General features: G+C 72.7%; 18 protein-coding genes. 8 read left to right on the top strand and 10 right to left on the bottom strand.

The genetic code is table 11. The features are described 5' to 3' along the window. Positions 1–23: 23 nt before the first annotated feature. A complete protein-coding gene (locus KK097_RS18770) occupies positions 24–947 on the top strand; it encodes an EamA family transporter (RefSeq protein ID WP_214545363.1) in 924 nt (307 codons plus the stop codon). Between the two features lie 153 nt (positions 948–1100). On the opposite strand, the gene KK097_RS15555 is transcribed toward KK097_RS18770, so the two are convergent. After that, a complete protein-coding gene (locus KK097_RS15555; RefSeq protein WP_214529171.1) occupies positions 1101–1535 on the bottom strand; it encodes a GNAT family acetyltransferase in 435 nt (144 codons plus the stop codon). Positions 1536–1630: 95 nt separating this feature from the next. Between KK097_RS15555 and KK097_RS15550 the strand changes: the two genes are divergently transcribed. Together KK097_RS15550 and KK097_RS15545 are read left to right on the top strand one after the other, a co-directional pair. Next, on the top strand, positions 1631–2440 hold the full coding sequence (locus KK097_RS15550; RefSeq protein ID WP_307858419.1) for a class E sortase: 810 nt from the start codon (positions 1631–1633) through the stop codon (positions 2438–2440). After that, positions 2437–2619 (top strand): hypothetical protein, encoded by a 183-nt coding sequence (locus KK097_RS15545; protein ID WP_250896814.1) that lies wholly within the window; start codon positions 2437–2439, stop codon positions 2617–2619. The genes KK097_RS15550 and KK097_RS15545 overlap by 4 nt, the downstream gene beginning before the upstream one ends. A gap of 102 nt (positions 2620–2721) precedes the next feature. On the opposite strand, the gene KK097_RS15540 is transcribed toward KK097_RS15545, so the two are convergent. The 4 genes from KK097_RS15540 to KK097_RS15525 form a co-directional block, all read right to left on the bottom strand. After that, complete coding sequence (locus KK097_RS15540; RefSeq protein WP_214545362.1) at positions 2722–5706, bottom strand: AAA family ATPase; 2985 nt, start codon at positions 5704–5706, stop codon at positions 2722–2724. Then, entirely contained in the window at positions 5706–6869 is a 1164-nt protein-coding gene (locus KK097_RS15535; protein ID WP_214545361.1) for a metallophosphoesterase family protein, read from the bottom strand. Before KK097_RS15535 ends, KK097_RS15540 begins: the two co-directional genes overlap by 1 nt. A 61-nt stretch (positions 6870–6930) precedes the next feature. After that, positions 6931–8124 (bottom strand): S24/S26 family peptidase, encoded by a 1194-nt coding sequence (locus KK097_RS15530; RefSeq protein ID WP_214545360.1) that lies wholly within the window; start codon positions 8122–8124, stop codon positions 6931–6933. 67 nt (positions 8125–8191) lie between these two features. Continuing rightward, positions 8192–8791 (bottom strand): M73 family metallopeptidase, encoded by a 600-nt coding sequence (locus tag KK097_RS15525; RefSeq protein ID WP_214529175.1) that lies wholly within the window; start codon positions 8789–8791, stop codon positions 8192–8194. A 206-nt stretch (positions 8792–8997) separates the two neighbouring features. On the opposite strand from KK097_RS15525, the gene KK097_RS15520 reads away from it, so the two are divergent. Then, positions 8998–9576, top strand: a complete 579-nt coding sequence (locus tag KK097_RS15520) for a MarR family winged helix-turn-helix transcriptional regulator (RefSeq protein WP_214545359.1) — start codon at positions 8998–9000, stop codon at positions 9574–9576. 36 nt (positions 9577–9612) lie between these two features. Beyond that, the gene (locus tag KK097_RS15515) at positions 9613–10122 is read left to right on the top strand and encodes a mycothiol transferase (protein WP_214545358.1); all 510 of its coding nucleotides are present in this window, start codon (positions 9613–9615) and stop codon (positions 10120–10122) included. Positions 10123–10335: 213 nt separating this feature from the next. On the opposite strand, the gene KK097_RS15510 is transcribed toward KK097_RS15515, so the two are convergent. Further along, entirely contained in the window at positions 10336–12528 is a 2193-nt protein-coding gene (locus KK097_RS15510; protein ID WP_214545357.1) for a DEAD/DEAH box helicase, read from the bottom strand. Positions 12529–12798: 270 nt separating this feature from the next. Further along, positions 12799–13653, bottom strand: a complete 855-nt coding sequence (locus KK097_RS15505; RefSeq protein WP_214545356.1) for a PPK2 family polyphosphate kinase — start codon at positions 13651–13653, stop codon at positions 12799–12801. Positions 13654–13803: 150 nt separating this feature from the next. Here KK097_RS15505 and KK097_RS15500 point away from each other — a divergent pair, with 150 nt between their 5' ends. Then, complete coding sequence (locus KK097_RS15500; RefSeq protein ID WP_214545355.1) at positions 13804–14820, top strand: alpha/beta hydrolase; 1017 nt, start codon at positions 13804–13806, stop codon at positions 14818–14820. An 89-nt stretch (positions 14821–14909) separates the two neighbouring features. After that, entirely contained in the window at positions 14910–15197 is a 288-nt protein-coding gene (locus KK097_RS15495; protein ID WP_214529181.1) for a hypothetical protein, read from the top strand. Here KK097_RS15495 and KK097_RS15490 read toward each other — a convergent pair. The 3 genes from KK097_RS15490 to yczR form a co-directional block, all read right to left on the bottom strand. After that, entirely contained in the window at positions 15194–18640 is a 3447-nt protein-coding gene (locus KK097_RS15490) for an efflux RND transporter permease subunit (protein WP_214545354.1), read from the bottom strand. The genes KK097_RS15495 and KK097_RS15490 overlap by 4 nt on opposite strands. A gap of 77 nt (positions 18641–18717) precedes the next feature. Continuing rightward, a complete protein-coding gene (locus KK097_RS15485) occupies positions 18718–19392 on the bottom strand; it encodes a DUF6518 family protein (protein ID WP_214545353.1) in 675 nt (224 codons plus the stop codon). 87 nt (positions 19393–19479) lie between these two features. Next, positions 19480–20931 carry a MocR-like transcription factor YczR gene (gene yczR / locus KK097_RS15480; RefSeq protein ID WP_307858420.1) on the bottom strand — a complete coding sequence of 484 codons (1452 nt, stop codon included), beginning with the start codon at positions 20929–20931 and terminating at the stop codon, positions 19480–19482. A 61-nt stretch (positions 20932–20992) separates the two neighbouring features. On the opposite strand from yczR, the gene yczE reads away from it, so the two are divergent. Continuing rightward, the coding region (gene yczE, locus KK097_RS15475) for a membrane protein YczE (RefSeq protein ID WP_214545352.1) at positions 20993–21709 on the top strand (717 nt) is incomplete at its 3' end.

The following is a 21709-nucleotide window of genomic DNA, read 5'->3' as shown; positions in this document are numbered from 1 at the left end:
CCGGGCGAGGCAGGATGGGAGCCGTGCTCACCGTCCTGTTCGGCCTGTCCGGCGCGATCGTCTACGGGTTCGCCGACTTCCTCGGCGGACTCGCGTCGCGGCGGGTCCGGCCGGTCACCGTCACCGCGGTGGCGGCCGCGATCGGGATCGTGCCGCTGCTGATCGGCCTGGCGGTGGTCGGTGGCGTGTTCTCGTGGCCGGCCGCGGTCTGGGGTGCGGTCGCCGGGATCTCCGGCGGGGTCGGCGTGCTCCTGCTCTACGCGGCACTCGCGATCGGACCGATGAGCGTGCTCTCCCCCGTCACCGCCGTCTTCGCGGCCGTCGTGCCGGTGCTCGTCGCGGTGCTCCGCGGCACGGTGCTGTCGCCCGTCGCCACCGGAGCGCTCGTGGTCGCCGTCGTCGCGGTGGTCCTGGTCGCGGTGGTCCGGGACGCCTCGGGCGCCCGGCTGACCGCCCGGGGCGTGGCCGCCGCGGTCGTCGCCGGGTGTGGCTTCGGCGGGATCGTGCTCGCCTACGACATGACGCCGTCGGACTCGGGCGTCGCTCCACTCGTGGTCGCGCGGGTGCTGCAGGCGGTGCTGCTGGGTGCGGCGGCGATCGTCGTCGCGGTCCGGACGGGAGGCCCGGTGCACCCCTCGACGTCGGCTCGCCCGGACGGGGCTGCCGCGGTCCACGGGCGTCGGTCGGGTCGCGGGTGGGGTCCGCGGCTGCTGGTGAGCGTGGCCGCGTGCGGCGTCTTCGACGCGATGGCGAACGTGTTCATCCAGGCGGGGCTGCACAGCAGCGACGACCCGGCGACCCTGCCCGTCGTCAGCGTGCTCAACGCGCTGTACCCGATCGGCACGGTGGTGCTGGCCGGGGTCGTGCTGCGGGAGCGGTTGACCGTGCAGCAGTGGGTCGGCATCGTGCTGGCGTTCGTCGCGTCGGTGGCGCTGGCGCTGGCGTAGCGGGTCGGCGGCGCGGGCGGAGCGGGGCGGGCACGATGCCGAGTCGTTCGAACCGTGCGAGGTTGACCGCCCGGTGCGGACTTGCAGCACCGCACCGAGCCGCCAACGCCGCACCGGATTCGCGAACCCGCACGGTGCGACGGGCGGGCGCGGTCAGGCGTCGGGGATGAGGCGCTTGCCGAGCGAGACGGTGCGGTCGTCGGTGTACCCGAGGGACTCGTAGAACCCGAGCACCTGCTCGTTGCCGGCGCGCACCTGCAGGTTGAGCTTCGGGCAGCCGAGGTCGGTCAGGAGCCGCTCGAACTCGGCCATCAGGGTGCGACCGAGGCCCGAGCCCTGCAGGTCCGGGCGGACGGCGAGGTAGTTCACCCAGCCGCGGTGTCCGTCGAAGCCGGCCATGCCCGCGCCGACGACGCCTTCGCTGTCGTCCTCCTGCTCGGCGACCAGGAAGAGCTCGGGCTGGACCGTCAGCTTGCGGGCGATGTCACGGCGCGGGTCGTTCCAGGGTCGGACGAGGCCGCACGATTCCCACAGGGCGACGACCGCGTCGGTGTCCTCGGTGCGGAAGGGGCGGATCCGGTACTCCATGTCCCCCACGTTAACGGGGGTGGGGAGAACGTCGTCACCGACCTGTCGTCGTGATCTGATAGACCTGTCCGACCACCCAGCCGATCAGGAGCCCCGTGACCGCACACGACACCCTCCCGTCGCGCCGCAGCGCACGGGACGACGAAGCCGGTTCGCGGTCCCGGCGATCCCCCCGCAGACGGCAGACGGTCGGCGGCGCGATCGTGTCGCTCATCGCCGAACTGCTCATCATCGCGGGCGCCGGCACCGGCCTGTACGTCGTGTGGACGGCGTGGTGGACCGACGTGGTCGCCGTGAACGAGCAGACGAAGCTCGTGCAGGGCCTCGACCAGGTCACGACCCCGAAGGTCGAGGGCACGGAGCACCGCGGCACCGCACCCGTGCTGGACGAACCGCCGGGGTTGTCGGACGTGTTCGGGACGATGCAGATCCCTCGGTTCGGCAAGGACTACAACCGGCCGATCGGCGAGGGCACCGACCGCGAGCAGGTCCTCAACACCATCGGACTCGGCCACTACCAGGACACCGCGATGCCCGGCGCACCCGGCAACTTCGCCGTCGCCGGACACCGGGTCACCTACGGCAAGCCCCTCAACCAGATCGCAGAGCTGAAGAAGGACGACTCGATCGTGGTCCGGGTCACCGACGCGAAGACCAAGTTCGACGTCTGGTACGTCTACAAGGTCACGGGCAGCCAGATCGTCACGCCGGACAAGATCGAGACGATCGCGCCGGTGCCGAACGAGCCGGGTGTGGAGCCGACCCCGCAGGACCGCTGGCTGACCCTGACCGCCTGCCACCCGATGTGGTCGGCGGCGGAGCGGTTCGTGACGCACGCGAAGCTCGACTACTGGATGCCCGCGTCCGAGGGCACCCCGAAGGAACTCTCGGAGACCGCGAAGTGATCTTCCCCCTGGTCTGGCGTCTGCTGCCCGGACCCACCGCCCTGAAGGTGCTCGAACTGCTCGTGCTCCTCGCAGCCATCGTGTTCGTGCTGTTCCAGTGGGTCTTCCCGTGGATCGCGGCCGACATCCTGCCGCCGCCGGACGGCACGGTGGAGTCGACGCCGACGCCGACCCCGTAGACGGCACCGACCCGGATCGGACCCGCGCCCGGTTCTGCGCCTGCCCCTGCGCCTGCGCCTGGCCCGTCAGACCCGTCAGGCCCGTCAGACCCGTCAGACCCGTCAGACCGTGGTCGTCACCTGCGACCCGCCGGCCGGGGTGCGTCGGACAGCGATCCGCTCCGGGATCCGCTGCTTGAGCTCCTCGACGTGGCTGACGATCCCGACCTGTCGCCCGCCGGCCGTCAGCCGTGACAACTGCCCGATGACGTCGTCGAGGGTCTCGGGGTCGAGCGTGCCGAACCCTTCGTCGACGAAGAGGGTGCCGAGCGAGACGCCGCCGGCCTCGGCCTGCACGACGTCGGCCAGCCCGAGCGCCAGGCACAGCGACACGGTGAAGGTCTCGCCACCGGACAGGCTGCGGGGATCGCGCACGGTGTCGGTCGTGTGGTCGTGGACGGCGAGGGCGAGCCCCGTCCGACGCGCCCGCGAACCGGACTCCCGCTCGTCGGAGGTCTCGAGCGTGAACCGGCCGGCGAGCATGCCGCGCAGCCGGTCGTTCGCCGCGGCCACGACGTCCTCGAAGCGGCGCATGAGCACGTAGGTACCGAGCGTGATCCCCGTCGGGTTCACCGAGGCGACACCGTTCGCGACGTCGGCGAGCCGGACGACGGCGCGGCTGCGGGCCGAGGTCTCCTGCCGAGCGCGGACGGTCCGGTCGACCTCCGTCGCGCACTGCTCGACGGCCTCGGCGCGGTGCGCTGCGGTCACCGCGAGCCGTGTGGCCTCGTCCAGTTCGGCCGTGGCTCGGAGCCGATCGGCCTGTGCTGCCTCGAGGTCGAGCTGCTCCGGGTCGTCGTCGGCCGCCGCCACCACCGCTGGTTCGTCCAGCCCCGCCTGCACGACGGCGTGTTCGGCCTCGGCGGCGCTGATGCGGCTGCGGAACGTGGCGACGGCGCCGGGGTCGAGCAGGCCCGCCCGTGCTGCCGCGACGTCGGGGAAGTCCTGCTCGTCGAGGACCCGGGCGACCTCGGCCCCGCGCTCGTCACGGGCGCGGGCCGCGGTCGCCGCGCGCTCGTCGGCCTCGGCGAGGGCACGGAGCACGGTCAGTCGTGCGTCGAGCTCGGCGACCACAGCCCGGAGCGAGACGGGCTCGGCGTCGGTGTCGAGCAGCGCACCGAGCCGGGCGGCCGCGTCCTGCACGGATCGCAGGTCCGCCTCGAGCCGCTCGGCATCCGACGCCGCGGTCGACGCGAGCACCGTTCGGCGAGCATCGAGGTCGTTCCGCTCCCGCTCGAGCGCGCGGGTCGCGGTGTCGTGGGCGGACCGCTGCCGCTCGTGCTCCAGCACCAGCGCGGAGGCGTCGTGCGCGGCCCGGACCCGCTCGTCGGCGGCAGCTGCCAGCACGTCGAGCGCGGCACCGTCGACCGTGCCGACGACGTCGGTCAGGCGGAGGTGCTCGGCACGCTCGACCGCCAGGTCGGCCGCGGCGTCGGCGAGCTGCTGATCGGCGAGGCGGGTGGCGTCGCCCGCGGACTCCACCGCTTCGGTGGTCGGGTGGTCGTCCTGCGGCGAGGCCACCGACGGGTGCGCGGTCGACCCGCAGACCGGGCAGGGGTCGCCGGGGACGAGCGCTGCGCCGAGTTCACCGGCGAGCCCGGCGATCCGGCGCTCGCGCAGCGATCGTTCGGCGTCGAGGGCCTCGGTCGCCCGGCGGCGAGCATCGGCCACGATCCGTTCGGCCTCGGCGACGCGGCGCTCGGCGCGGTCGCGGGCGGCCAGGTCGGCGCGGAGCGACTGCACCCGAGCGACCTCGTGCGTCGCGGCGTCCGCGTCGGCAGCGGTCGTGGAGGCGACTCGGGCGGCCTCGACGATCCGCGCGCGTTCCGCCGGTCGGGCCTCGAGCGCGGTGTCGAGCGCGCGCAGTTCGTCCGTGAGTCGCGCGACGGTCGCGATGTCCTCGGCGATGGCGGTGCGCCGGGCAGCCGCACCGTCGTCGATCGCGACGAGGTGCCGGACCCCGGACAGGGCGTCGGTCAGGGTGTCGCGGCGCCGGACGGCGTCGGCCGCGTCGACGGCGTCGAGCCCGTGCTGTTCCCGCAGGCGAGCGGACGCCGTTGCGGTGTCGTCGGCACGTGCGGACGCGGCGTCGAGGCCGTCGGCCACCGCGGCGACCCGGGCGGCACGCTCAGCCACAGCGACCGCGGACCGTGCCCGCTCGATCGCCGGGGCGTCGGCGTCGAGGAGCGCCCGCCGTCGGAGCAGCGCCGCTCGTCGCTCGAGGGCCGCCGCACGCGCGGTCACCGATCGTTCGTGGTCGACCGCCGCGGTCGCGGTCGCGGCCGCACCGGCACGGGCCGCCCCGGCCGAGTCGGCGGCAGCCCGGAGGGAGTCCACCGTGTGCGGGACCACGGACTCGTCGGCGTCGTCGAGACCGGCGGCCTGCGCGAACCGGGCCAGGGCATCGCGGACGCGGTCGTCGGCGCCCTCGACCTCGGCCTGCACGGCCCGACGGCGCGTGGCGAGTTCGTCGGCGGTGCGGTCGTAGACCTGCGTGCCGAACAGCGACTGCAGGAGCTTCCGGCGGTCTTCCCCCGGGGAACGGAGGAACCGGGCGAACTCGCCCTGCGGCAGCACCACGGTCTGCAGGAACTGCGCGCGGTCGAGTCCGACGATCCGGGCGATCTCGACCGCGACCTCGGGGATCCGGGACGACATCGGCTCGCCGGCTACGTCGGTCGGCGCGGCCAACCGGAACAGCTGGACGGACGCCTGCTGCTTCACCGTGCCGGTCCCCCGCTGCTTCGGACGGTCGTACTGCGGCGTGCGTCGGACCCGGTAGGTGCCGGCACCGGTCTCGAACACGAGCTCCACGAACGGCTCGACCGCGGGGTCGGCGTGCTGGCTGTGCAGCCGGTCGGAGCTGGCGTCGGACCCGGCGAGTCCGCCGTACAGGGCGAACACGACGGCGTCGATGATCGTCGACTTGCCGGAACCGGTCGACCCTTCGAGCAGGAACACCCCGGACGCGGCGAGCGCGGCGAAGTCGATCGTCACGAGGTCGGGGTACGGCCCGATGGCGCGCAGTTCGAGCCGGTGCAGGTACATCAGCGGTCCCCTTCGCGCTGCAGGGCGAGCACCGCGGCTTCGTACGCCTCGGTCAGGACGGCCCGTTCGTCGTCGTCGGGGAGGCCGCCGGTGGCGAAGGCCACGAAGTCGCCGGCGACCTCGACCGGGTCGGACGTCGCCGTCACGGCCCGCGCGGCGGTCGTGGCCGGTCGGTCGGCCGGTTCGTGCGTGATCGCGAGGGCGTGCGGGAAGTGGTCCTTCACGCGGGCGTACATGCGCTCCGGGTGCACGGTGTCGGTCACCGCGACGCGGACCCAGGCGTCGGCGTCGGCCCGGAAATCGCCGGACTCGATGGCGTCGATGCTGCCCCGGACGTCGACGAGCCGCCGCGGAACCGGCGTCGGCACGAGCTCGGCGGTCACGGCACCGGCGGCGTCGAGGTCGACGATGGTCACGGACTTCCGCTGGTGCCGCTCCCCGAACGAGAACGCCAGCGGCGAGCCGGCGTACCGGATCCGACCGTCGTCGCCGACGCGCTGCGGGCCGTGCAGGTGCCCGAGGGCGACGTAGTCGAACCCGTCGAAGACCGACTCGGCCACGCGGTCCACCCCGCCGACGCGGATGTCCTGCTCGCTGTCGCTCGGGTCGGCGCCCCCGACGAAGGCGTGTGCCACGACGACGCTGCGGGTGTCGGCCCGGGTGGCGAGGTCGGCGCGGATGCGTTCGGTGGCGGCGTGCACGACGGCGTGGTGCGAGCGGGCGAGGGGTTCGTCGGGGACCGCGGCCAGGGCGTACCGGGTGAGGTCGGGGTGCAGGTACGGGATGCCGTACACCGCCAGCACGCCGTCGTCGTCGGTGACGAGCACGGGATCGGCCACGTGCGTGGGCTCGGCGAGGATGCGGACGCGCTGCCCCATCACCCCGGCACCGAAGCCGAGCCGAGCCGCGGAGTCGTGGTTGCCCGGGGTGAGCACCACCGTGGTGGTCTCGGCGAGGCGCTCGAGGGTCCGGGAGAGCATGCGGACGGCGTCGACCGGCGGGATCGCGCGGTCGTAGACGTCGCCGGCGATGACGACGAGGTCGACCGCGCGCTCGCGCACGAGGTCGACGAGCCAGTCGGTGAACGCCGCCTGGTGCTCGAGCAGGTCGGCACCCAGCAGTGTGCGGCCGAGGTGCCAGTCGCCGGTGTGCAGGATGCGCATGCGGCCACGGTAACGCCGGCCGGGGACATCCGAGGACACCTCGCGGTGCCCTGTGGACGACTCAGGCGGTCACACAGCTCGCGGACGCCAGACCCAGGACCGAGACGACCCGGACCTTGACCGTCGGCGTGCTCGTCGCGGTCCAGCTGCCCCCGAGGTTCGTGCGGAGGTGCAGCGTGTAGGTCGTCCCGAGGTTCAGGAGCCCGGCGCCACCGTAGGTCATCGAACGGGCGCCGGCGATCGTCGTCGTCGCCACCTGCGTCGTCCCGTTCATCAGGTCGAACGATGCCGGGACGGTCGCGCCGTTGTCGTAGGTCCAGGCGATCGTGACCGTGTTCGACCCGGCCGGGGCGCAGGTCAGGGTGGGGACACCGGTCGCCGTGCCCGCCGTGAAGTTCGCGGTCGGTGCGACGGTGGTCCGCGACCACGGGGCCGCGTCCGCCTGCGCGGGCAGCAGCACGCCGGCGGCCGCCGCGAGCACGAGCACCGCGGCGCCTCCGCCGATGCGGCGCAGCCGCCGTCCGCGACGGACTCGTCGACGGAGCGCGCGACGGGTGAGGACGGTGGACGCACCGGTCTGGAGGCCCGTGGCGGCGCCGTCCCGCGCCTCCCGGCCGTCGTCGGCTCCGTCTGCCGGGCCGGCGGCGTCGTCCGCACCGGCGTCGTCATCGGGACCGGCGTCGTCGTCCGCGCCGTCCTCGGCGACGAGCCGGCGGAGCGACCCGTCGATCGTGCAGAGGGCGAGGAGCGCGGTCAGGCCCAGTGCGAGCAGGACGACGCGGCCCCACTCCCCGGTGCTGATCCACTGGATCGGCGCCCCGATGTAGGGGATGCGGAGGAAGGCGACGCCGTGCACGGCGGAGCGTTCGATCGGTGTGGAGTCCTGCTGCGGGTTGGCGTCGCCCTTCGTGACCATGGTGCGTCGCGGACCGTCCTCGACGTAGCGGTGCATGCGCAGGTGGTCCGCCTGGTCCGGGTCGTCGGCGAGCAGGACCTTGCCCATGCTGATCTCGCCCGAGCCGACGGGACGCGAGACGACCACGTCGCCGGGGACGATGCGCGGCTCCATCGAGCCGGTCATCACGGTGGTGGGCTGCCAGCCGATGAGTGCCGGCGCGGCCGCCCAGAGCGCGAGTCCGAGCAGTGTCGCCACCACCCCGCGGGCGACGGTGGCGACGACGACGCGCCCCCACTCGACGGCGTCACGGATCGCTGCGTGCGGTGCGGGACCACCGTGCACTGCGATGCTGCTCATGACTGCCTTCGACCGGGGGCGCGTTGCGGGAGGGAACGGACGGGGCTGGTTCGGCCCCGGTCCCGACTCAGCTGTTCTGGGCCTCCCAGGTGAGGCCGAGGGCTGCGGTGCCGCCCTGCACGGTGTTCGGGGCGGTGCTCGAGACCGTGTAGGTGACGCGGTAGACACGCGACTCGGAGGCGGTGCCGGTCGGGGCCCAGGTGCCGACGCCGGTGGCGTAGTTGGTCGACGCGGTGCCGAAGGCGGCGAGGGTGCCGCTGTAGAGCGTCCCACCGGTGGCGGCCGGGGTGAAGCCGGAGCAGGAGCCGAAGCCACCGCCGGTGCCCTGCTCGACGGTCATCGTCATGTTGCCCGCCAGGTCCTTCGTGGTCGAGGCGTTCGTGCCGTACAGCTTCACGGTCGAGGGCAGCGAGCCGGTCGAGGTCACCGTGATGCAGTTCGCGCCGGTCGAACCGGGCTTCAGGTTGTTGGCCGTGAACAGCGCGGTGTTGTTGTCGTCGTCGGACAGGGCGACACTGCCGGCCGTCCAGTTGTTCGTCGGGTTGACGGTGGTGGAGGAGAAGGCCGCGTACGAGGCCGTCGAGACGACGACCCCCGAGGCGACGAGAGCAGCGGGGATGGCGATCCAGGCGGCGAGGCGGGCAGCACGAGGCGTGACACGAGACATGGTTGTACTCCGTGAGGAAGAGATCTGATCGGTGGTTCGGCCGGGCCCGCGGTGGTTGGTCGCGCTACGTGCCGAGGTGGTACGACGATCAAGTTACTTCTCCGTCGAGCAGCTCACAAGATGAAGAAGACCCCCCGTGGTGGGGGTATCTTGATCGTCGAGATACTTGTTCACTGAAGTTCCCACCCCCACCGAGAAGAGCTCCCATGACGGACACCGACCCGGTCGTCCTGCCCCAGCACGCACCGGCCGTCCCCGCGGCCCGCGTCGCGCCCACCACGCCCCCGGCACCGGTGTCGCCCGACGTCACGGTCCTCGACCCGGTCACCGCCGACCCGGACCCGGACGCCGACCTGCCGCGCCTGCTGACCGCGTTCCGGGTGCTCCAGATGCAGCACGCGCGCGTCCTGCACCACGAGAGCACGAGCCGCGGACTGAACGCGACGGACACCCGCTTCGTGTTCTTCCTCAACGCAGCCGGCGGCCACGGCGTGACCCCGAAGCAGGCCGGCGAGTACCTCGAGCTCACCACCGGGGCGATGACGTCGCTCATCGACCGCCTCGAGAAGCACGGGCACCTCGAGCGCCGCCCGAACCCCGAGGACCGTCGGAGCGTGCTCCTGCACCTCACGCCGTCGGGCACCGCGGTCGCCCGCGAGGTCGGAGCCGTCTACTCGCAGGCGTTCCAGCAGGTCGTCGCACCGTCGGACCGCGCCGTCGTCGCCACCGCCTTCGAGGGGTTCGCCGCTGCCCTGGAACGCCACCACCGGTCGTCCACAGCGTGACAGCGGGTGTCACGGCCCGCGCGTAGCGTGAGCGCCATGACCCCCTCTGAACTCCTCACCGAAGCGTTCTCCCGCGTCCCCGAGACCGTCGAGCGGGCCGTCGACGGGCTCTCCGAAGACCAGCTCGCGGCACGACCGGCAGCCGGGGCGAACACCCTGGCGTGGTTGGCGTGGCACATCGCCCGCGGCCAGGACGCGCAGATCGCCGACCTCGCCGGCTCCGAGCAGGTCTGGACGGCGGACGGCTGGTACGACCGGTTCGGGCTACCGTTCCCGGCCGAGGCGCTCGGCTACGGCATGTCCCGCGACGACGTCGGCCGGGTGCGGGCCTCCGCGGAGCTGCTCACCGGGTACCTGCGGGCGGTGCACGAGCGCACCGTCGCCTACCTCGGTACGCTCGGCCCGGACGACCTCGACCCCGTCGTCGACGAGGCGTGGGACCCGCCCGTCACCGCCGGCGCGCGGCTCGTGAGCATCCTCGACGACTGCACGCAGCACGCCGGGCAGGCCGGCTTCGTGCGCGGGCTGCTGTTCTTCAACCGCTGACGCGGTCCCGCGGTCGCGCGGTCACTTCGTGAGCAGCAATGGTCGGGTCCGACGTCGCGACCCGACCATTGCTGCTCACCATGTGACGGACGGGAGGTGGGCCTCACCCGCCGGTACCGGCGTGACGCGCCAGCGGCACGACGGCCGTGACGGCTGTAACGGGAGGCCCGGTACCAGCTGGTACCGGGCCTCCCGTCCGTCGTGTGGTCGCGACTAGCGCGCCGCGAGCTCCGACACGATGCCGTCACCGGGTGCGGCCTGCACCAGGTCCGCCTCGATCTCGGCGCGCTCGAGGATGCCCTCGATCTTGCGGATGCGTCCACGCGGGACGATCGTCACGACCGTGCCCTCCTTGCCGGCACGACCCGTGCGGCCGGAGCGGTGCATGTACGCCTTGTAGTCGTCCGGGGCGTCCGCCTGCACGACGAGCGAGACGTCGTCGACGTGGATGCCGCGGGCGGCGACGTCGGTGGCGACGAGCACGTTCACCCGGCCGCTCGTGAGCAGCTGCAGGTTGCGCGTGCGGCGCGACTGGTTCAGGTCACCGTGGAGCGAGGTGGCACGGATGCCGGCGTCCTCGAACTGGTCGGCCAGACGCTCGGCGTAGGCGCGGGTCCGGGCGAAGACGATGGTCTTGCCGTCGCCGGCGACCAGCTCCTCGAGGAGACGGTCCTTCTCGCGCTGCTCGACCACGAGGACACGGTGGTCGATGGTCGAGGACGCCTGGTCCTCACCCGCGACCTCGTGCACGCTCGGCTCGTGCAGGAACTGCTCGACGAGCGCCGCGACCTGGGTGTCGAGCGTCGCGCTGAAGAGCAGCTTCTGCGCGCGGTTGCCCTGCGGGGTGACCTCGGCCGTGGCGGAGAGGATCTCCTGCACCGGCTCGAGGAACCCGAGGTCGCACATGTGGTCGGCCTCGTCGAGCACGGAGATGATGACCTCGCTGAGGTCGAGCTTCCCCTTGTTCATGAGGTCCTGCACACGACCGGGGGTGCCGACGATGATGTCGACGCCGCGCTCGAGCGCGCCCTCCTGACGGCCGTAGGGCACGCCGCCGTAGATCTGCGTCGTGAACAGGCCGACCGAACGGGCGATCGGCTGCACCGTGCGGTCGATCTGCAGGGCGAGCTCGCGGGTCGGCGCGAGGATGAGCGCACGCGGGGCGCGGCCCATCTTGCGCTTCGTGCCGCCGCCGTGCTCCATGAGCTTCTCGACCAGGGGCGCACCGAAGGCGATGGTCTTGCCGGAGCCCGTGCGACCGCGGCCGAGGACGTCCTTGCCGGCGAGCACGTCGGGGATCGTCGCCGCCTGGATCGGGAACGGGCTCGAGGCACCGAGCTCCTGCAGGGCACGGGAGATGTTGCCGCCGATGCCGAGGTCGCCGAAGGTCACACCCTCGACGTCGGCCGCGATGGTGGCCTCGGCCTGGAGCTTCTCGAGCTTGACGTCGTCGGCCGGCACGAACTTGCCGCGCTCGGGCTCGTCGAACGAGCGGCGCGGGGTGCGGTCGTCGCGGTCGAACTTGCGCGCTGCGCGGTCGTCACGGTCGAAGCTGCGACGGGGACGGTCGTCGTTGTCCCGACGGGGCGCACGGTCGTCGCGGTTGAACGAACGAGGAGCGCGGTCATCGCGGTCGAACTTGCGCGGAGCGCGGTCATCACGGTCGAAGCTGCGACGGGGACGGTCGTCGTTGTCACGGCGGGGGGCACGCTCGTCGCGGTCGAACTTGCGCGGAGCGCGGTCGTCACGGTCGAACGAACGACGGGGACGGTCGTCGTTGTCACGACGAGGCGCACGGTCGTCACGGTCGAACGAACGACGGGGACGGTCGTCGCGGTCGAACGAGCGACGCGGACGGTCGTCGTTGTCACGGCGGGGCGCGCGGTCGTCACGATCGAACGAACGACGCGGGCTGGGCCCCTGCGCGCCGGTACCGGCGCGACGCGGAGCCTGCGAAGCGTCGGGACGGCCGTGCGAGTAGGGAGCGTCGTTGTCACGACGCGGAGCGCGATCGTCCCGGTTGAAGGAACGCGGAGCGCGGTCATCGCGGTCGAACGAACGACGGGGCCGGTCGTCGTTGTCACGACGCGGCGCACGGTCATCACGATCGAACCGACGCGGGGCGCGGTCGTCACGGTTGAAGTCGCGACCACCACGGTCGTCGCGGGAGGGGCGGCGCTGGCCGCCGCCGTCACGCGGCTCCCAGTTCGGACGGGCCGGACGCTCGCCCTGGGATGCACGTCCGCGACGTTCCTCGGCGTCCCAGCGCTGCTTCTGACGCGGCTGCGACGAGTCGGCGGCACGGAACCCGCGGTGCTTGCTGCTGCGGGCGGCAGGGGTGCCGTTCGGGTGGCGGACGCGGTCGGAGGCGCGGTTGTCCGCGCCGCCCTTGTTGTACGGGGCCATGGCTACTTTCTCGGGTGCGCAACGTACCGCAGCGCCCGACAGCGACATCGGCGGGGGCTGCTTGCGGAGAGGGGGTTCATCCCGTCGCGAGTCGACGTGATTCCAGCCCTCGAGCAACACACACCCAGCAGAATTTCCGTGATCACAATGTCACGACGTCGAAGGCCGACCGACCGAGTCTACGCGAGCCGGTGCCCTGACGCCAGCCCTGCTCGGTCCGGCGGCGGCGTGCAGGGCGCGGGACGGGCCTCCAGGCCGGTGGTCGGGCGCTCAGGACTCCGCGAGCCGACGACGCTGCTCGGCGACGTCGAAGTCGGCCTTCGGCCAGGACAGGTGCATGTCCTCCAGCGCGCGGAGCAGGAGCTGCTGGACGGCGAGGCGGGCGTACCACTTGCGGTTCGCCGGCACGACGTACCAGGGCGCCTGCGGGGTCGACGTGCGGTCGAAGGCGATCTGGTACGCCTGCTGGTAGCGGTCCCAGAGCAGGCGGTCGTCGATGTCGGCCGGGTTGAACTTCCAGTGCTTGTCGGGGCGGTCGAGCCGGTCGCCGAGGCGTTCGCGCTGCTCGTCCTTCGAGATGTGCAGCATGACCTTGACGATGGTCGTGCCGGCGGCTGCGAGGCCGTCCTCGAACGCGGTGATCGCGCCGTACCGTCGTTCGATCTCGTCCGGTGCGGCGAGCCCGCGGACGCGCTGGGCGAGCACGTCCTCGTAGTGCGATCGGTCGAAGACGCCGAGCTGCCCGGCGGCCGGCAGCTGCTTCTCGATGCGCCAGAGGAAGTCGTGCTCGCGCTCCTCGGCCGTCGGGGCCGTGAAGCCGGCGTAGTGCACGCCGTTCGGGTCGACCGCACCGACGACGTGCGAGACGATGCCGCCCTTGCCCGCGGTGTCCATCGCCTGCAGCACGAGCAACACCCGGCGCTCGTCGCCGGCGGTCGACGCCGCGTACAGGCGCTCCTGCAGGGCCGCGAGGCGCGAGGCGCCGGCGGCGAGGGCCTCGAGTCCGTCGATCTTGCGACCGGGGAAGCCCGGGGTGCCGTCGGGGTCGACCTGGTCGAGGCGGAACCCCGGTTCGACGCGAAGCAGCGGTTCGGGATCGGCGTTCCAGGCCTTGCGACTGCTCACGGGTCCTCCTGCGGTGCTCCGGTCGGCGACTGCCGTGCTCATCCTCGCACTGCCGGGTGTCGCCAGTGGTCCGGTCGACCCGGGTTCCTCCGCTCGGGTTCCTCCGCTCGGGTGACGTGGGCCGCTGCGGGTGCGGCTAGCGTGGACGTGATGAAGTCCGTCCGCCGCTCAGTGCTCGCGCTCGTCGCCGCGGTGGTGGCGCTCGGCGCGATGGCGTCCTGCAGCACGGACCCGGTCGGCGACGAGAACGCCACGGTGACCGCGGACAGCGTCATCTACCCGCTGTCGCTGCGGTACCACGGCATCGACGTGGTGGCGGACGTGCCGTACGGCGCCGATCCGTTGCAGCGGCTCGACGTGTGCCTGCCCGCGGACAGCGACCCCGCGACGACTGCGACCCCCACGGCGGCGCCGACCGCCAGCGCCACCGCCGAACCGGACGCCGAGGCGGTCGAGGCCACCACGGGTCGTCCGGCGGTCCTGATGATCCACGGGGGCAGCTGGTCGCACGGCGACAAGGCGACGGCCGCGTACCGGTCGGTGTGCAAGTACCTGGCGTCCGAGGGCTTCGTGACGTTCAACGTCGACTACCGGCTCGCGCCGACCGACCCGTTCCCGGCAGGGCTCGACGACGTCCGCCGTGCGCTCGACTACGTGTTCCGCCCGGCGACCCTGGAGACCTACGACGTCGACTCCCAGCGCGTGGGCGTGTTCGGTGGGAGCGCAGGCGGCAACCTCGCCGCGATGCTCGCCGTCACCGACCACGAGTCCGCCGCCTACGCCGACGGCGACCGGATCCGCGCCGTGGTCGACCTGAGCGGGCCGACGAACCTGACGACCCGGTCGACCGAGCCCGACGGGGTGTCCGCGGCCTTCCAGCGGAAGCAGCTGCTCTACCTCGGGTGCCGGTCCTACGCGAAGTGCCCGGCCGCGACCCGGGCGTCGCCGGAGTTCCACGTCACCTCGGACACCGCGCCGTTCTTCATCGGGCACTCCACGGACGAGTTCATCCCGATGTGGGAGTCGCAGGAGTTCGCGGCGACGCTCCGGTCCCACGACGTGCCGGTGACGTTCGTCGCGGTCGAGGGCACGGCGCACTCCATCGCCCAGCTCGACGAAGCGATGAGCCGCCGCGTGGTCACGTTCCTGCGGACCCAGCTGGGCTGACCCGTCCGGGCGACGGACCGCGTGCCCCGGGCGGGTGGCACCCGGAGTCGGGACTGCCGCTGCCGCGCGTCCGGCAGCAGACTTCCGTGGTGACCGACACCTCGACCCGCCCTGCCCGCGCCGCTGCGACCCGCTGGGACCGCCCCGCGCTGCAGACGTTCGCGGAGCTGCTCCTCGGGCTGTCGTTCGTCGCCGCGGTGGCCTTCGGCGGCTACGCATCGGTCACCGGACAGCTGGCCGTCGTGTCGCAGGGCGCCGCCGTGGTGTTCGTCGTGACGCTGACCCTGGTGCTGGTGTCGTGGTTCCGCGCCGTCGAGCGCGAGGAGCGGACCGTGGTGTCGCCCCTCGCCGCGGTCGACGCCGAGTACCGCCGCTAGGCAGCGCTGCCGGAACGCGCCGCCCGGCGACGCTGTCGCTCCTGCCGTCGCTCCGACCGCTCGTGGCGGCGCTCCGCCCGCGCCTGCTTCCGGGTCTTCCCCGCGGCGATCCGGTCGTCGTTGCGTTCGCGAGCCCGCTCGACCACGAAGTACAGCGCCGGCAGGACCACGAGCGTCAGCAGCGTCGAGGACACCAGGCCGCCGATCACGACCAGTGCCAGCGGCTGCGAGATGAACCCGGACTTGCCGGTCAGGCCGATCGCCATCGGCAGCAGCGCGAAGATCGTCGCCATCGCCGTCATCAGGATCGGGCGGAGGCGTCGCGTGGCGCCCTCGATCAACGCCTCGCGCACCCGCAATCCGCGCCGTCGGTACTGGTTGACGAGGTCGATGAGCACGATCGCGTTCGTCACGACGATGCCGACGAGCATGAGCAGGCCGATCAGCGATGCGACGCCGATCGGGACGCCGGACACGATCTGCAGCAGGATCGCGCCCGTCGCCGCGAACGGCACCGACACGAGCAGCAGCAGCGGCTGGAGCAGGCTCCGGAACGTCGCGACCATGATCACGTAGACGATCAGCACTGCGACGAGGACCGCGAGCCCGAGCTGCGAGAACGCCGACGACTGGCTGGCGGCGACACCACCGATGGAGGCGGTCGCGCCCTTCGGCAGGTCGAGCTCGTCGACGGCGGTCGTGACGGACTGCACTGCTGCACCGAGGTTCGTGGCATCCGGTGACACCGTGATCGTGGCGGTGCGGGCGGCGTTCGTCGTGGTGACCGTGGTGGGGCCCTCGGACTCCTCGACCGTGGCGACGTCGGACAGCGGCACGGTACCGGTGCTCGTCGGGACGTCGATGGCACGGAGCGCGGCGATCGTGGTCGGCGGCTCCGGGTCGGCGATGTAGACGTCGAGCGTCGCGTCGTCGATCTCGATGCTGCCGGTGTCCCGCGGTGAGACCGCCGCGGCGACGAGGCCGCCCACCTGGGTCTCGGTGAGGCCGAGGGACGCGGCCTCCGCTCGGTCGACGCGGACGGCGAGGAACGGCTCCGCGGCGGACAGGTTGCTGGTCGCGCCCGTCGTGTCCGGGACCGACTGCATGGTCTTCAGCACCTGGCGCGACGCCGTCTCGAGCTGTGCCTGGGTCGGCGCGGTCACGTCGACCTCGATGTCGCTGCTGCCGCCGAACCCGCCGCCGGACGACGCGATGGTGACCTCGCCGACGTCGTCGATCCCCGCGATCGACTTCCGGGCGTCCGCCTGGATCGTCGGCTGGTCGGCCTCGGCGTCGGTCGTCACGGCGTACTGCACCGAGGCGCTGCCGCCACCGCCGAACGCCGCCTGGATCGACTGGCCGCTCGTGCCGATGGTGGTCTGCACGGTCTCGACGCCCTCGACGTCCTGCAGCGCCCGCTCGACCTTGCGCGCGGACTCGGACTGGACGGCGAGGCTCGAACCCGCCTTCAGGTCCTGTGTGACCGTGAACGTGTTCTGCCCCGAGTCGCCGAGGTAGTTCGTGGTGACGAACGGCAGCGTGGCGACCGTACCGCCGAGCACCACGACGGCGAGCAGGATGACGACGACGGGCTTCCGGACGACCCACCGGAGCACCGGCAGGTAGACGCGGCGCAGACGGTCGGCCCGGCCGGCGTCGTGCAGGTCTGCGGCGGAGGCGAGCGCACCCTCGGACCGATCACCCTCGGCGACGGCCGCCGACGGTGCCGATTCGGCGTCCGCATGCGCTGCCGACGTGGCGTCGCCCGGCTTCGCCTTCGGCGGGCGCAGCCACCAGTACGCCAGCACCGGGACGATGGTGAGCGAGACGAACAGCGACGCGACGAGCGCCAGGGTGACGGTGACCGCGAACGGCCGGAACAGCTCCCCCACGAGTTCCGCGACGAACGCGACCGGCAGGAACACCGCGACGGTGGTCAGGGTCGAGGCGGTGACGGCACCGGCGACCTCGCGCACGGCGTCCCGCACGGCGCGGCTGCGGTCGACACCGGGCAGCATGTGCCGCTTGATGTTCTCGATGACGACGATGGAGTCGTCGACCACACGGCCGATCGCGATCGTGAGGGCGGCCAGCGTGATGATGTTGAGCGTGTACCCGGCGGCCCGCATGCCGATCGCGGCGAGGAGCACCGACGTCGGGATCGAGATCGCGGTGACGAGCGTGGAACGCCACGACAGCAGGAACACCAGGATCACGATCACCGCGAAGGCGAGCCCGAGCAGGCCTTCTTCGGCCAGGGAGTCGATGGACTGCTGGATGTAGGGCGCCTGGTCGAAGACGACGGTGAAGCGGGGGTCACCCGCGATCTTGTCCTCGATGCCGGGCAGGGCGTCGCGCACGGTCGTCGAGACGTCGACGGTGTTGGCCTCCTGCGTCTTCGTGATCGAGATCGTCAGGGCCTGCTGGCCGTCCACGCGGCTGATCGAGGTACGTGGCGACTCGGTGATGGCGACCTTCGCGACGTCACCCAGCGTGGTGTCGGTCGGCGTGGCCGCGGTCGTGGTTCCGCCCGTCGTCGCGCCGTCCGTCGTCGCCGTCCCCGTCGTGCCCGCAGCGGTGTCGCTCGTCCCGGCTGCACCGGTACCGGTCGCACCCGTGGCGGCCCCGTCAGCCCCGCCGGCACCGGTCGTCGAGTCACCCGCACCGGCGGCGGTCCCGGAGCCGGAACCGGAAGCGCCCGAGTCCGACGAGCCGGTGAGCGGCAGCGCGCGGATGTCCTCGAGCGAAGCGATCCGCTCACCCGTCTGCACCGACAGCGTCGAGCCGTCCTCGGTGATGGTGCCGCCGGGGATCAGGGTGCCGTTGTCGTCGAGCGCGTCTGAGATCGCCGTCTGGCTGAGGCCACGGGCGGCGAGCTCGTCCTGGTCGGGCGTGATGACGACCCGACGTCCGGGGTTGCCGAAGACGTCCGCCTGGCGCACACCGTCGAGCTTCTCGAGGTCGGGGATCGCCGAGGCCTGGAGCCGGTCGACGAGTTGCTCCTGGTTGCCGGACGCCGAGACCGCGACCTGCAGCACCGGCAGGTCGTCGAAGGACCCGGTGACGATCTGCGTCTGCACCGAGTCGGGCAGCGACAACGCGTTCACCGCGGTCTGGATCTTGTCCTCGGCACTGGCCAGGTTCGATCCGTACTGGAACGAGGCCGACACCACGCTCTGTCCGGTGGACGAGGTGGCGCTGGTCGACTCGAGGTCCGGGACCACCTGGATCGCCTGCTCGATCTTGGTCGAGACGTCGTTCGAGACGACTTCCGGCGTGGCTCCGGGGTAGGCGCTGACGATCGCGACCTGCGGGAACTCGACGCTGGGGATCAACTCCTGCTTGAGGCTCGAGAGCGCGATGCCGCCGAAGACCGCGACGACGATCGTGACGAGCGCGATGAGGGCCCGGTTGCGCAGGCTGAAGACCGAGAGGAGGTGCACGGCATCGATCCTCGCAGGACCGACCGACGAACGTTCGGCTGGCAGCCAGAACCCGCCGTCGGATCAGGACCTCAGGATCAGAACCCGCCGAGCAACAGGTAGGCCCCGAGCACCGCGACGGTCCCGACGACCCCCGTGCCGAGCGCCACCACGCGCGCGACGGGTGAGCGGGTGCCGAGGACCCCGATGCCGAGGAGCACGACCCCGACCGCGATCTCGACGACCCAGGTCTCGTGCCCCGTCGTCGCGGCGACCTGCAGCAGCCCCCGGACGCCCTCTCCGACGAGCACCGCGGCCGTCACGCCGGAGGCCCCCGCACGCCACCGGGCGTCGCCGGTCCGCACTGCCACGGCCACCGCCCCGGCCAGCAGCCCGGCCGGGACCCCGAGCAGCACCCACGGGTTCGTGATCGACAGCACGTCCGGGAACCCGCGCAGGACCGTCGTGAGCCAGTAGCCGACGTGCATGAGTTCGAGGAGCACGACGCCGAGCACCATCGCGAGCGGCAGGGCGACCCGGCCCGCTCGTGCTCCGGCCGCCAGGCAGAGCAGCGCGGCCACCAGGAACCACGGTCCGGCCGAGTTCGACACCGAGGCGAGTGCGGGCACCGCCTGCCCGAACGAGGTCAGGACGCCCACCAGGAAGGCCCCACTCAGGGCGATGGTGACGCGCACCACGGCGGGGACCGCCACGGGCGGCTCGACGGGCAGGGGCCGAGCGGGGCGGGTTCCGGCGGACAGGGTCGCGTTCATGGCACCAGCCTCGCCGCACGGCTCCGGCGGCACATCACCCCGAGGAGCGAGAACCCCCGACCGAGCCTCACCCCAGAGGATGACCTCTCAGACCACCGCCGCCAACGACCCCCGCACCCCGGTCGACTCGCCACCGACCCGTTCCCACGACCGCGACAGCACGTCGACCAGCCGCCCCCGGTCGGCCGGCGCCATCGTGAACGGCACCCGCAGGAACCGTTCGAACCCGCCGTCCGGCCCGAACACCCCGCCCGAGGCCAGCACGACGCCCTCGGCCCGCGCGGCGAGCACGAGCGCGCTCGACACCGGCCGCCCGAGCCCCACCCACGTCGTCAGCCCGCCCGCCGGTGCCGGGACGTCCCACTCCGGCAGCCGCGCTCGGAGCGCACCCACGACGGCGTCGCGACCCTCGCGCAGGGACGCACGCCGCGCCTCCAGGACGGCCGCCGTGCGCGGGACCAGCTCGCGCACGACCAGCTGGTCGAGCACAGGGGTGCCGAGGTCGCCCGTCGGGCGGGCGAGGAGCAGCCGCTGCAGGAGCGCCGGATGGGCGCGGATCCAGCCGATCCGCAGGCCGCCCCAGAAGACCTTGGCGGCGGAACCGATCATCACGACCGACGCCCCCGACGGGTCAGCCGCTGCCAACGGCGGCGACGGCTCGCCGTCGATCCGGAGCTCCCCCATCGTCTCGTCGGCGATGACGGTCGTGCCGACGCTCGCGGCGACCGACAGCAGCGTGGCGCGCGTCGACGCCGCCATCGTCGCGCCCGTCGGGTTGTGCAGCTCGGGCATGACGTAGGCGACGGACGGTGCGGTGCGGCGCAGCGCGGTCTCGAGCGCGGCGGCGTCCCAGCCACGGTGGGCGTCGACGGGGACGCCGACCAGGCGGCCGCCGACCTCCCGGAAGGCCTCGTGCGCGTGCGGGTAGGTCGGGGACTCGACGAGCACGGCGTCGCCGCGGCGGACGAGCACGCGTGCGAGCAGGGCGATGGCGTGTTGCGCGCCGATGGTGACGATGACCTGGGCCGGTTCGGTCGGCAATCCCCGCTCGGTGTACCGCTCGGCGATCGCGGCGCGGAGGCCGGGGTCGCCGACGGTGTCGTAGCCGATGCCGGCGAGCGCAGCGGGCACGTGCCGAACCGCGCGCTCGACCGCCTCGTCGATGCCGGGGGCCGCGTGCAGGGCCGCTTTCCGGAGGTCGAGCAGGTCCCCCTCGACGACCCCGCCGAGCCGTTCTGGATCGGGCCGGCCGACCAGGTCACGGGGCAGGTGGACCACGCTGCCGGAGCCACGGACGGACACCAGGAACCCGTCGGAGCGCAGTCGGGCGTAGGCGTTCGCCACGGTGGTGCGCGAGACGCCGAGCGCTGCGGCCAGTCCGCGCTCGGCCGGCAGCCGGACGCCCTGGGCCACGCGGCCGTCGATGATGAGGACCCGGAGGGCGTCGGCGAGCGCCTCGTAGGCCGGGGCGTCGGTACCGGCGCGCCAGTCGGTCAGCAGGAGCGACGCCGCGCGGGCACTGATCAGGACAGGAGGCACGGGTCCACGGTAGCGCGATTGGCTCTCGACCAGCAGGCCAATCTGTCGGGACCATGGAGCCATGCCCCGCCGCACCGCCCTCACCCTGCGCTTCGTCCAGCTCTTCGTCGGCCTGTTCCTCTACGGTGCCTCGACCGCCCTGCAGGTCCGCGCTGTGGTCGGCGTGAGCTCTTGGACCGTGCTGACCCAGGGGCTCGAGAACGTCGTGCCGTGGTCGTTCGGCGTCATCACGGTGGTGTCGAGCGGCGTGATCCTGCTGCTCTGGATCCCGCTGCGCCAGAAGCCGGGCATCGGGACGCTGCTGAACGCCCTGGCGATCGGGCCGAGTGCCGACCTGGTGCTCTGGCTGGTGCCGGAGCCGTCGGGGATCGTCGCCCGGATCGGGCTGTTCGCCGCAGGGCTCGTGCTGCTCGCGGTCGCGACGGCGTTCTACATCGGCGCGGGGTTCGGCACGGGCGCGCGGGACGGCCTGATGGTGGGCCTGCACGAGCGGCTCGGCTGGCCGATCTGGTTCGCCCGCACCCTGGTCGAGGTCACGGTGGTGATCGTCGGGTGGGTCCTCGGCGGGGACGTCGGCGCCGGCACCGTCATCGCGGCGTTCGCGATCGGGCCGATGGTGCAGCCGCTGATGCCGCACTTCCGCCGGTTCCCGTGGAGCTCCGAGCGGACGGCGGCACGCGCCGACACGGTCCCCAGCGCCGCCGCGCCCTGCGCGAGCTCGAGATGGCACTGTCGTCGTTCCGGCAGCAGGTGCGTGCGGACCTCCGTCGTCGGGCGA

It is taken from the genome of Curtobacterium flaccumfaciens, from assembly GCF_018598405.1.
Classification (GTDB): domain Bacteria; phylum Actinomycetota; class Actinomycetes; order Actinomycetales; family Microbacteriaceae; genus Curtobacterium; species Curtobacterium aurantiacum.
This window is presented reverse-complemented; position numbering and strand designations above follow the sequence as displayed.

What these genes read in the sequence shown, in the direction of transcription:
- KK097_RS15555 (WP_214529171.1), bottom strand. Translation starts at nt 1,535, where the DNA reads ATGGAGTACCGGATCCGCCCCTTCCGCACCGAGGACACCGACGCGGTC.
- KK097_RS15540 (WP_214545362.1), bottom strand. Translation starts at nt 5,706, where the DNA reads ATGTACCTGCACCGGCTCGAACTGCGCGCCATCGGGCCGTACCCCGAC.
- KK097_RS15535 (WP_214545361.1), bottom strand. Translation starts at nt 6,869, where the DNA reads ATGCGCATCCTGCACACCGGCGACTGGCACCTCGGCCGCACACTGCTG.
- KK097_RS15530 (WP_214545360.1), bottom strand. Translation starts at nt 8,124, where the DNA reads ATGAGCAGCATCGCAGTGCACGGTGGTCCCGCACCGCACGCAGCGATC.
- KK097_RS15525 (WP_214529175.1), bottom strand. Translation starts at nt 8,791, where the DNA reads ATGTCTCGTGTCACGCCTCGTGCTGCCCGCCTCGCCGCCTGGATCGCC.
- KK097_RS15520 (WP_214545359.1), top strand. Translation starts at nt 8,998, where the DNA reads ATGACGGACACCGACCCGGTCGTCCTGCCCCAGCACGCACCGGCCGTC.
- KK097_RS15515 (WP_214545358.1), top strand. Translation starts at nt 9,613, where the DNA reads ATGACCCCCTCTGAACTCCTCACCGAAGCGTTCTCCCGCGTCCCCGAG.
- KK097_RS15510 (WP_214545357.1), bottom strand. Translation starts at nt 12,528, where the DNA reads ATGGCCCCGTACAACAAGGGCGGCGCGGACAACCGCGCCTCCGACCGC.
- KK097_RS15500 (WP_214545355.1), top strand. Translation starts at nt 13,804, where the DNA reads ATGAAGTCCGTCCGCCGCTCAGTGCTCGCGCTCGTCGCCGCGGTGGTG.
- KK097_RS15485 (WP_214545353.1), bottom strand. Translation starts at nt 19,392, where the DNA reads ATGAACGCGACCCTGTCCGCCGGAACCCGCCCCGCTCGGCCCCTGCCC.